4 protein-coding genes and 1 pseudogene are annotated in these 10,754 nt (G+C 64.7%); all 5 read right to left on the bottom strand.

Annotation, left to right across the window (positions count from 1 at the left end; genetic code table 11):
• Positions 1-188: 188 nt before the first annotated feature.
• Positions 189-728, bottom strand: a complete 540-nt coding sequence (locus tag CA237_RS18650) for a hypothetical protein (RefSeq protein ID WP_126015203.1) — start codon at positions 726-728, stop codon at positions 189-191.
• Between the two features lie 123 nt (positions 729-851).
• A complete protein-coding gene (locus tag CA237_RS18655; RefSeq protein WP_126015205.1) occupies positions 852-3,476 on the bottom strand; it encodes a DNA-binding protein in 2,625 nt (874 codons plus the stop codon).
• A complete protein-coding gene (locus CA237_RS18660; protein ID WP_241215556.1) occupies positions 3,473-4,603 on the bottom strand; it encodes a DNA repair exonuclease in 1,131 nt (376 codons plus the stop codon). Before CA237_RS18660 ends, CA237_RS18655 begins: the two co-directional genes overlap by 4 nt.
• On the bottom strand, positions 4,600-10,602 hold the full coding sequence (locus CA237_RS18665) for a DUF3320 domain-containing protein (RefSeq protein WP_126015207.1): 6,003 nt from the start codon (positions 10,600-10,602) through the stop codon (positions 4,600-4,602). The genes CA237_RS18660 and CA237_RS18665 overlap by 4 nt, the downstream gene beginning before the upstream one ends.
• Positions 10,603-10,646: 44 nt before the next feature.
• A pseudogene (locus tag CA237_RS18670) lies at positions 10,647-10,754 on the bottom strand (IS5/IS1182 family transposase); the annotation flags it as partial.

The raw sequence follows: 10,754 nt of genomic DNA on the forward strand, positions 1-10,754 counted from the left end.
GTCGGGCTACGCCCGCCCTACGCCGCAACCAGCGCGAACGGTGCACCCGTCATACCCGTAACGCTGCTCGACGAAGGGGGTCCCTTTTGGACGCCGATAGGGGGTCCTTTTTGGACGCCGATTGACAAGCACCGTCCTTCACGACTATTTCTCGCCCGTCGACCGTCGTGATCCGAAGAGCTGGCATCTCAACTCTCCCCGCGATAATTCAGATTGGCACCATGGCTTTCCAGCCAATCGGCAGCCGAACCGCGATTGAGATCGAGGGGGATAGGTAGATTGAGTAGCGTTGCAGTGATCTGCACGAGCGCACGCTGCCCCGCAGTCATCGGTCGTTTGCGCCACGGCCCATCCCGGACATGATCGGGCAGTACACTCCACTCGGTACGAGCCTCATGATAACGGCGGTGACGACGCTCCCAAGACAATAGACGACCGAGATCTTCCAACTCCTGTCGATGCTGATCGACGATGGGCTTGAGCAAATCTCCAGCCGTACACGGCGACGACGTATGGGCAGCCCCTTCCTGCAGCAGTTGAATCAGCCGCATGGGAGAAAGGCCGCGGAGCCCCATCAGTGCGTTGGCGTCGAACCCCGTGAAACCGTGGTTCAGCAGGTCTGCACCGAGGCTGGAAACATGCCAAGTCCGGTGTGGCTTATAAGTAGGATCTCGCGCCTGGCGCGCTCCGCCTCCCGCTTTTATGGTCTTCTCGTCGTCAGATTTCATCAGTCATGCCTCCATCAAAAGAGGGAGGACAAGAGCGCCATTATCGTGAATCGATCTTGGGACACCCAATGCGGATTTTGTTCGCATGGATCACCGGCGGATGGCTTCTGTCGATCCGTTGCCTCAGGGCTCCCAATCAATCATCTGAAGGACATTTCCGCCCAATTTCTGGAAGGCCCGCTGACGGCACGAGAAGACGATGATCTGCTGGTCCCGAGCCTGCCTGTGAAGCGCATCGAACATGCGCTCGATGCGGTCGTCGTCTGAATAAACGAGCGCATCGTCAAGGATCACGGGCGCCGGGCGCCCATCGCGCGCCAATAGGCGCGCGAAAGCGAGACGGGTCAGAACCGACAATTGCTCGCGCATACCTCCGCTGAGGCGATCGACATCCTCTTCCTGACCGCTCCGCGTGATCTTGTGCGGCAGCAATGTGCGGTCATCGAAGGTGATGGCAACGTCGTCGAACAGCAGACCGAGCAGTGGGCGCAGTTCGCTCATCACCGGCCTCAGATACAGCTCGCGCGCGTCGGCACGAGCCGCTTCCAGCGCTTGGGTGAGCCGCGACAGGACCGCCACCTCCTGCTCGAACGCCGTTACCCGTGTCTGAGCGGCTTCTCGCGCTTCAAGCGTCTCGCGCCAGCGTTCCTCGACGGCCTCTTCGGACTTCGTGGCAATGCATGCACTCCATCCCGCGATATTTTCCCGAAGCTGCTGGGCCTCGGCGGCTGCGGCCTGTTCCACCGAGCGAACGCGTCGAAGGGCAGCATCCGCCGCGTCGAGGTCGATCGCAACGGTGGCATGTTCGTCATGCACCTGCTGCGCTTTCGCCAGTACGGCTTCACGGTCCGCCAAACGCTCGGCCAGTTCCTGCTGACGTGCATCGCGCCCTTCAGCGGAGCCTAGGATCGCGACGACCTGCTCCTCGCGTGTGCGTAGGCTAGCCAGTCGCGTTTCGGCAGCGACAAAGGCCTCATCGGCGTGGACGCGCGTAGGTTCGGTCGCGCGTATGATCTGCATTGCCTCACGGCGGCGTTGCTCGGCAGCCTCGCGCTGCGCGCGAACCTTGGCTGGGTCCGCTTCCAAATCGCCATGGGCGGGTTCGATGTCCGCCAGCGCGGCAACCGCTTGGCGTAAGGCATCGATCCCGTCGGGCGCCACGATTGACAGCCGTGCCCTGGCTTCGTTGGCCTGCGCCTCAATGCCCTGCACCCGCACTTCCTGGGAACGTGCGGCGGCCAGATCGGCGACCCCCATGGCGGCCAGCAGCGTCTGGCGCTGTCCCTCCGCCTGGGTCAGGCGGGTGTCGTCACGCTCCGCGCTGTTGGAACGCAGGGTGATCGTGCCGAGGCCCGGCGCGACCAATTGCGCCTGGACGTCATAGCTGCGCTCCTCGCCCTCGCCCAAGGCAACACCCGCCATCGTCACCCGGACGGTCGCGGCGGGCTCGTACGTCATCTGGACCGATGGACGCGCCGCATCCTGTACCGCGCGAAGACGAACAATCTCGACATCGAGATCGGCCAGTTCGTCGACGGCGCCCTTCGGCAAGCGAAGGCTGGAAAGCTGGGCTTCGCAGCCCTCGATCGTAGCGCGCAGTTGTTCGCCGTGTTGCAGCCGCTTTTCCCACTCGGCCCGGCGTTCCGCCGCGTCGCGCGCCTTGCTCGCCGCTTCAAGACGGTCGAGCAGGGTGCGGTTGGCCAGTTCCTCCTCTTCGGCGGTCTCGGCTTCCGTTTGCGCCTTGCCGATGATGTCGCTCGTCGTGCGCCGCCGCTCGACGGCTTCGTCCCGGCGCCGGAGGGCATCGCGATTGTCGTCGGCCAGCACACGGGCCTCGGCCAAGGCGTCGTCGAACTGATGGAGCTCCCCCAAGGCAACGTCCCGGCGCTCCCGCGCAAGCCCGAGTTCGGCCTGCAGCGCCTTGAGGCGTTCAGCCTGTGACTTGGCGGCTTCGAATGCGGCCTCGGCTTTCTCGATGGCCCGCTTGCGGCCGTCGCGCGCATCCGGCTGATCCAGCTCGGCCAGCCTGCGCTGGGCGACGCTGCGCTGGTCAAGCTCGCTCCGTAGCGCCGTGACCTCCTTCTCCAGCTGAAGAGCCTCCTCCGCCAGCCGATCGCGCAACGCTATCGCGTTCGCATAGCGGCCCCCGGCCTTGGGCCTGCCGGTTGGAGTGATCAGTTCGGCGCTTGCCTGCGTGGCGGCGGCGATGACTCCTGCCATGCGGCGGCCGCCGGTCATCGCCTCAACCTCGCCCTGCACAGATTCGAGCAAGCTGGTGCGGACCTGGCGTTCGCTCTCTTCCTCGGTTCGGCTGCGCGCCTCGATCCCCGTCACGCCCTGGCGTACCCAAAGCAGCCCGGCCGGGCCGCCCGCGCCGCCCTGGATCAACCGCGTGATGAAGTTCTCGGCCTCGTCGGCCTGGGCGATCAACTGCCCCGATGCGAGGTCCACAACCTTGGCGAAGCCGCCGCCATAAAATTTCTTGGTCAATCGATACCGCGCCCCGCCGACCGCGATATCCGTTTCGACCAAAGGATTGCCGCCGCTATAGGGACGCAGGTTCCTGACGCCACCCGCCGTGCTCGAATGCGGCAAGAAGAACAGGCCGTGCAGCGCCTCGAAGCTGGTCGACTTGCCGAATTCATTGGCAGCGCACAGCACGTTGACGCCGTCGCCGATACCCTCGATCGCGACGCCACGCCCGCCGAAGCGCTTGACGTTGTGAAACCGGAGCGCGTCGATCTTCATGATGTCACTCGCTGGGCATACTCGTACAGACGCGACAGGGCGGCACTGGCCACCGCGCGGGCTTCGGCCGACTGGGCAGTATCGGTGCTTTCGGCGAGCAGCATGTCGGCGGCTTCCCGGAGGGCACCGGCGCGGTCGATCTGGTCCAGATCGTCCACATCGCATTCGATCGCCAGACCGGCTTCGTCCAGATCGAGCCACGCGAAATCGGGGGCGACGTGCTCATAGGCGGACAGCAAGGCCGTCCGCGCGGCCAGCCTGACCCTTCCGTCCACCCTGATCCGGGCCAGTGTCTGCCGCCGATCCCGCATATCGGGCAACAAGGCCGCCAAGCCCGCTTCTGGATCGTCCCCCGCCAATAGATGCAAGTCGAGCGTGCGCCAGGTGAACATTCCGGTCGGAAGCGGATTCACGGTGGGAACGGCACCGGCTCCCGCGATGTCGACCAGCAAGGCAGTGGCTGGCCGCTCATGCTTGAACCGATCTTGTTCCGGCGAGCCGCTGTAATGGGTGCGCGGATCGACGGCCATGGCACCATGCCAGTCCCCCAGCGCCAGATAGTCGAGACCGGCACGGCGCGCCCGATCCGGCGCGATCACGTCATCGCTCACCGCCTCTTCGGAAAAGTTCTGGATGGCACCATGCGCCAGCCCTATGCGGATCGCGCCGTCCGGGGTGGAAGCACCGTCCATCCACTCACTCAGATCGCGTCCCGGTCGCCGCGTCGTGCACGGTGCAGGCAGAAGGAACGCGCCCTCCGAAAGCGTGATCGGGTGCGGTGTGGTGGCAAGAAGGACATTAGCTGGTGCCTCGCGCACCAGCTGCGCCCAAAGCTCGGTGGCCTGCAACGAATCATGATTGCCGGGCAGGATCACCCACCGGATCGGCGCATGATGCGCCATCTCGGTCAGCGCCTGCCGCCGCACATCGGCCGCCGGAGTTTCCGTGTCGAACGTGTCCCCCGCCAACAAGATCGTGTCGACGCCATGATCCCGGGCATGGCGGGCCAGGGTCCCAAGAACCGCATGGCGCGCTTCTCGGAGGCGGCTTGGCAAGTCGCCAGTGAAATTTCCGAACCGCTTGCCGAGATGCAAGTCGCTCGAATGCAGAAAGCGGGTCATGGTCATGCCGCTCCCGGCGTCGTGGACGTCATGGTCGAGGACGCTGCGCCGTCGCGGCATCGCGCAATGGCCTCATCCAGCCGCGTGCGTGATCCGGCGGCCAGTCGTTCGACGCCCAGCATTCGGGCCAACTCGCGCGCCGAATCGGGTTCGTCGAGCAGAGCGGGATGCGCCCGTACCACCGCGGCCAGTTCCGCGAGCGGAATGTCCGGAATGGCCCGCCGCGCGTCGTCCCCGCTTGGCGCGCGATAGGGTCTGAAGTCGGTCACCTCTCCCGGCTTCCAGATGAACTCGCCGCTCGATTCCTGCGTCCGCTCGAAATCATGAAGATGCATGTCGATGCGCTCGCGGATCTTTCCACCGGTCCGCAACCAACCATGGGCCCTCGCGATGCGCTGACACAAAATGTCGGTCCGCAACGGGCTTTCCCCGTCCATGACGGCGACGATCATGCCACGCAGGGTATCGCGATAGGCGAAGTCGAAGAACCGAGCCGGATCGGCGGGGAAGGCGCTCAGGTCCGCGAGACGATACCGATCGTCCGGCTGTACCGAAGGCGGCGTCATCGCCGAAGCCGGGTGAGCACTGGCGAACTGAACTTCAATGACGGGGGGCGTGACGTCGGTGGCGACGAGTTCGACGTCGACGGGTCCCGGGACAGAAACAACCGCTTCCACTTGGAGGGCTGCTTCGTCGTCGCGGATCCCCTCGATCCCCTCGACCTCGTGGCCCATGTTCCAATGCGCTTCGACCATCGGATCGGCGCGGGTGGCGCGGCTCTGCTCGAGCAATCCCTCGAGCGCGGCATGCAATCGCTCGGCGCACCCGGTGCTGTCGTACCACCAGTCGGTCGACCATACGCGCAGCATATTCCAGCCGAGCCCGGTCAGCACCTGTTCGCGAACCTTGTCGCGGTCCCGCGCCGTCGCCGCGCTGTGATAAGTGGCGCCGTCACATTCGACTCCCGCCAGATAGGCGCCGGCCAGATCGGGATGGCGGATACCCAGGTCGATGCGGAAGCCGGAGATGCCGACTTGCGGCACGACGACCCAGCCGCGTTGCTCCAGTTGCGCTGCCACCGCTTCCTCGAAGGGAGAATCGAACCCGCCGACTGAACCCGCCGTCTCGGCTGGCAGTGCGATGGCACCACGCTCAGCATAATCCAGGAAGGTCTTGAGGTGGTGGACCGCCAGCGCCTTGGTGCGCGTAGGATCGATCTGATCGGCGGTGAAGCCGGAGAAGACGATAAGTTCCTGCCGCGCGCGCGTCACCGCCACGTTCAGCCGTCGCTCGCCACCGTCCCGGTTGAGGGCGCCGAAATCCATGGTCAGCTTGCCCGCCGCATCCTTCCAGAAGGTGATCGAGAAGAGGATGACGTCGCGTTCGTCGCCTTGCACATTTTCCAGATTCTTGACGATCGTCGCTTCGACCCGGTCATCCGCGAAGAACCATTCGAGCGCGGGTTCGTCGCGGCGGGCGAGATCCAGCAGGTCGAGGATCAGCGACTGCTGCTGCGCATTGAACGTGATGATCCCCAACGTCGGACGGCTCTTCTCCGGCAGATTAAGCCATGCGCGCATCCGTGCGACCGCCTCGTCCGCCACCGCCTGCGCCTCAATCCGATTGGTGCGGGTCTTGCCACGATCATAGACGCCGTTGGGCACCTTGCGCAGGCGCACCGCCCGGTCGTCCACCTGCGGCGACGGGAACGTGACGAGGCGGTTGTGATAGTAATGGTGGTTTGAGAAGGCGATCAGCGACTCGCTGCGGCTGCGATAGTGCCAGCGCAGGTCGCGCACCGGAATACCGGACGCCTTGGCTTCGTCGAGGATGCTTTCCATGTCCTTTTCATGGTCGGCGACCTCCTCGTCCTCCTCGTTGCTGCCGAAGAAGTTGGTCGGCGGCAACTGCTTGGGATCGCCGACGATGATCGTCTGACGGCCGCGCGCGATCGCGCCGACCGCGTCCCATGTCGTGATCTGCGATGCCTCGTCGAAGATGACCACGTCGAACAGCGCCTGGTTGGGCGGCAGATACTGGGCGATCGACAGGGGCGACATCAACATGCAGGGTGCCAGCTTCGAAAAGTTCTCCGGCATCTTGCCGATAAGGTCGCGGATCGACTGACTCGGGCGCTGCAGTTCCATCTGGTAGCGCAGCAAACCGAGTTCGGAATTGCGCGGCACGCTCTGTACGGCCGGCAGACCATGCGCCAGGGCGCCCACGACGCGGCCGGTCGCGTGGGTGCGGACCAGATCGTCGATCTCACGAAATTCGTCGATCGCATTTTCATGCTGGAAGCGTCGGAAATCACGCAGCACCGGCTCGCTGTCGAGCACCGTCGGCAGCCACCATCGGGCATAGCCAAGGCGGAAAGCGGCGCGTGCCTGACCGGCGGGAACGACGCCGCCCTCGATCTGCTCGACCAACGCGCCCAGTCCGGAGGCCACCGCTCGGTTGCGGATGCGGCACCAGGCCGACCAATCCCGCAGCAAGTGGCGTGCATCGGCCAAGGCCGCCAGGTTTGCCGCCAGATCCGACAGCGCCGCCGGGCCCTCACCCAACGAGACGTCCCTTCCCGCGGCCTTGGAGAAGCGCGAGCGCGCCGCGTCGAAACCCTGCCGTGCGGCAAGTAATCGAGAGCCGCTCTGCCAGAGGCCGTGGCTGCCGTCGCGTTCTTGCATGGCGGCGGCGACACGCCTGGCGATGATCTCCGCTTCGCCCGGACCCCAGCCATCCGTCCGCAACGCCGCCCGTAACGCACCCGCACCCTCCAGGATCGCGCGCAGCGCCGTCAGATCGGTGTCGAGGCCCGCGACCGGAAGTTGCCGGTCCTTCAGCGGCGTATGGTCGATCGCCGCCAGTTGCTCCTTCATCCGCAGAAGTAGGGGCAGATCCTGGTCCGGCTCCACCGTCCCACCGTCCGCATAACCTTGCAGCATGTTGGCGACCTTGCGCCGCCCCAAAGTCGAAAGCGGCCAGATCGAGGCGCTCGCTTCACGCCACTGATGATCCAGCGCGGTCAGATCCATGGTCCGCACGCTGGCGGCCGCAAAGGGGGCGCTCAATTGTCGTTCGGCATCCCGGTACAGCTCTATGGCGGCCGTCAGCGCGACCACATCGTCGCTCGTCCGCACGAAATCGGGATGGAACGCAATCGAAAAGTCGTGCTCACGCGCCGCTTCCAACGCGGCAGCCAGACCGCCCAGCGTCGCGACCCTCGATGTCGCGGGCTGATCGGAAGCGGCCAGGCCAAGCACACCGCGATAGGCATCCAGCGCCTGGCTCAGCAGATCGGCGGCGTTGCGCAGGGATTGTCCAGCGGCGAGCAGTTCGTCCTGCCGCGCCGTGCCCGGCTCATCGATATCGACCAGGTCCAGCGCCGGACGACGTTCAACCGAGGCGAAGACCAGCCCTATCTCGCCCGCCAGCTCTTCGAGTGCGGCCAGAGTGACGGTGTCATGAACCTGCCCCTTGGGCCAACCGAAATCCGGCGCGGGCTCCGCTGCTCCCCGCAGGGCCACCCCGAGCGCCAAATAAGGCGTCCAGCCACTCGGATAGCTTTTGTGAAGCGCCTCGACATACGCGTTCAGCGTATCACGACGCAGCTTCAGCCGGTCATTCACCGTGATCCATTCCGCTGGATCGATCTGCCCCCGATGCTCCCACGCCGCCTTCAACTGCGCCAGGAAATGCCGACGATCGGACTTGTTCGAATGGAGTTCGATGCAATGGTCGCCCAGCCCATGTTCGCGCAGGCGGCGATACACCACGTCCAGCGCCGCCGTCTTCTCCGCGACGAACAGCACCGTCTTGCCCACGCCCAGGCAGTTCGCGATCATGTTGGCGATCGTCTGACTCTTGCCCGTACCAGGCGGTCCGACGATCACGAAATCACGACCTTCCGCCGCCGCCAGGCTGGCGGCGGTCTGGGACGAGTCCGACGGAAGCAGACAGATGATATCCGCCGGCGCATAGACACGATCGAGCTCGCCCTCGTCGCGGATGGCGGGCTGGCCGTCACCGAACGGCTTGTCCGGCGTATCGATCAGATGGCGGACGACCCGATTTTCGCGCAGCGCTTCGGTCCGCTCGACAAGGTCCTTCCACATCAGGAACTTGGCAAAACTGAAGGTGGACAGCGCCGTCTCGTCAACGACCTCCATGCCGGGCACGTCCCGGACCGCCTGTCGCATCGCGGCCAGCACGCGCGGCACATCGATGCCGCTATCGTCCCGTGGCAGTTCGCCGCCGAACTGCGGCAGCTTCAGGTCGAAGTCCCGCTCCAGAAATTGCAGCAGCGTCGCATTGAAGCGCGGCTCGTCCTCATGAAATCGAAGGCGGAACGGTGCGGTGGCGCTACGCCGCTCCAGCTTGACGGGGATCAGCAATAGTGGTGCGCGATAGCTGCGCTGATCGTCCGGCTTCTTCTTCCAGCGTAGAAAGCCGACCGCGAGGAACAGCGTGTTCGCGCCACCCTCCGCGAAATCGTTGCGCACCTGCCGGTGCAGGTCAATCAACCGCGACTCGAGTTGGCGACCATCGAGCAGCGACGGCAGTTCGTCCCGCGCCAAAGCCTCCGCGGCAAAACCACGATGCAGGTCGCGGCCATGCACCTCGCGATACAGCGCCGCATCGCGCTCGCCGAGGGGGTTCTGCTGCGGGAGGGATACGATCTGGATCGCCGCACCATCCGACAGCCTGTCTTCCAGATAGGCGACATCGGTGCAGAGGAACGGGATCGTCTTCTTCGAATCCGGAAAGTTCAGCAGCCGGTTGCGGAGGGTGAGGTCGAGCAGCTTCTTCTGCCAGCGATCAATCCGTCCAGCCGCCGTCGTCGGCTTTTCCTCTACCTGCATGTCGGGCAGGTCATTGAAAGATGGCGCGGACGGCAGCGACAGAGCGGCGGCCGGGATTGCGTCACCGTCTTGCCCGGGGTCACCGGCAGGCTTCGCATCATGCGAGGCGAGCGGCGTGATGCCGCCGCTGCGCGCGCGACGCACGTCGATCGCGGCGACGAAGGCCGCCGCTTCATCTTCACTCATGCGGTGATCGAGCGCACGTTGCGCCACGTCCATCGCCATGGCCGGTCGATGGGTGACGCCCGTGGTTTCAAACACAATGAGTTCCCGTGAAGCGAGCGCTTTGCGAACATCCATCTGATCGGTTTCGACGGTGTTGCCGAACGTCCGCTTGGTCAGCCAGACGCCAACGACTGCATGGCCATCAAATAGTAGGATGACGGGATACAGGCCTGCGCCTTCCAACGCAGCGGCGAACAGCAAGGTGGTATCGAGACACGTGCCCAACCGCTCGTCGGCGATCGTCGCAGGGCGGCGCACCTTCTGCCCACGCGCCTCGAAACTGGCAGGCGGCTCGGCATAATGCACCGCCATTGCCGCGATTGCGGAATAGATCGCGGCCGTCAGCATATAGGCACGCTGCGGATCGCCGGACTGATAGCCATCAAGACCGCTGGGATGGCCGTGCTCCGCCAGACGGTCGGCTGCGCTGCGCAAGATGCGCCCGACGGCAGGATCGTTGGGCATTACAAACGCGGGCAGCAGTTGTGCCATATCGGCAACGCCACCCCATTCGTCCCGCGCCAGCAGGCGGACAGGGACGCGCTGTTCGTCCAGCAATTGGTCGCCCGCAGCTAAGCGGAGGGTGATTTCGCCGCGCTCGGCTTCGTTGAGTCCCGCCAGATACGCAGCATCGAGTTCGATCTTCCGATCACTGATGGACAGGCTATCGCCCGGCGCGAGCCGATCGATGGTCCAGGATTTCGCCCTGAGGAAAGCAGGTGACGACGCGAGCTCGAGCCGGATGTTTTCATGATGCCGGCCATCGGCGTTTTCGATTCTTATCCCGCGAACAACAGGTATCGCATTCTGGTAGGACGCATAGGTGAAACTTCCAGCGATGTCCGCTACGAGTATCGGGCTTTTCTCTTGAGGCTGGTCGATGCTCGATCCGTCGAAATTGCCCGCGTCAGAATTCTGCATGCAGCCCCCTTGCCAGGCGCAAGGCTAGGGTCAGGACTCGTTGATTACAGCCAGAAGATGACGGTGGCAGCGAGGACGATGGCGGAGAAGAAGGCTGTCGGGCAGCGGTCGTAGCGGGTTGCGACGCGGCGCCAGTCCTTGAGGCGGCCGAA

It is taken from the genome of Sphingomonas sp. ABOLH, from assembly GCF_003951715.1.
GTDB lineage: Bacteria > Pseudomonadota > Alphaproteobacteria > Sphingomonadales > Sphingomonadaceae > Sphingomonas > Sphingomonas hankookensis_A.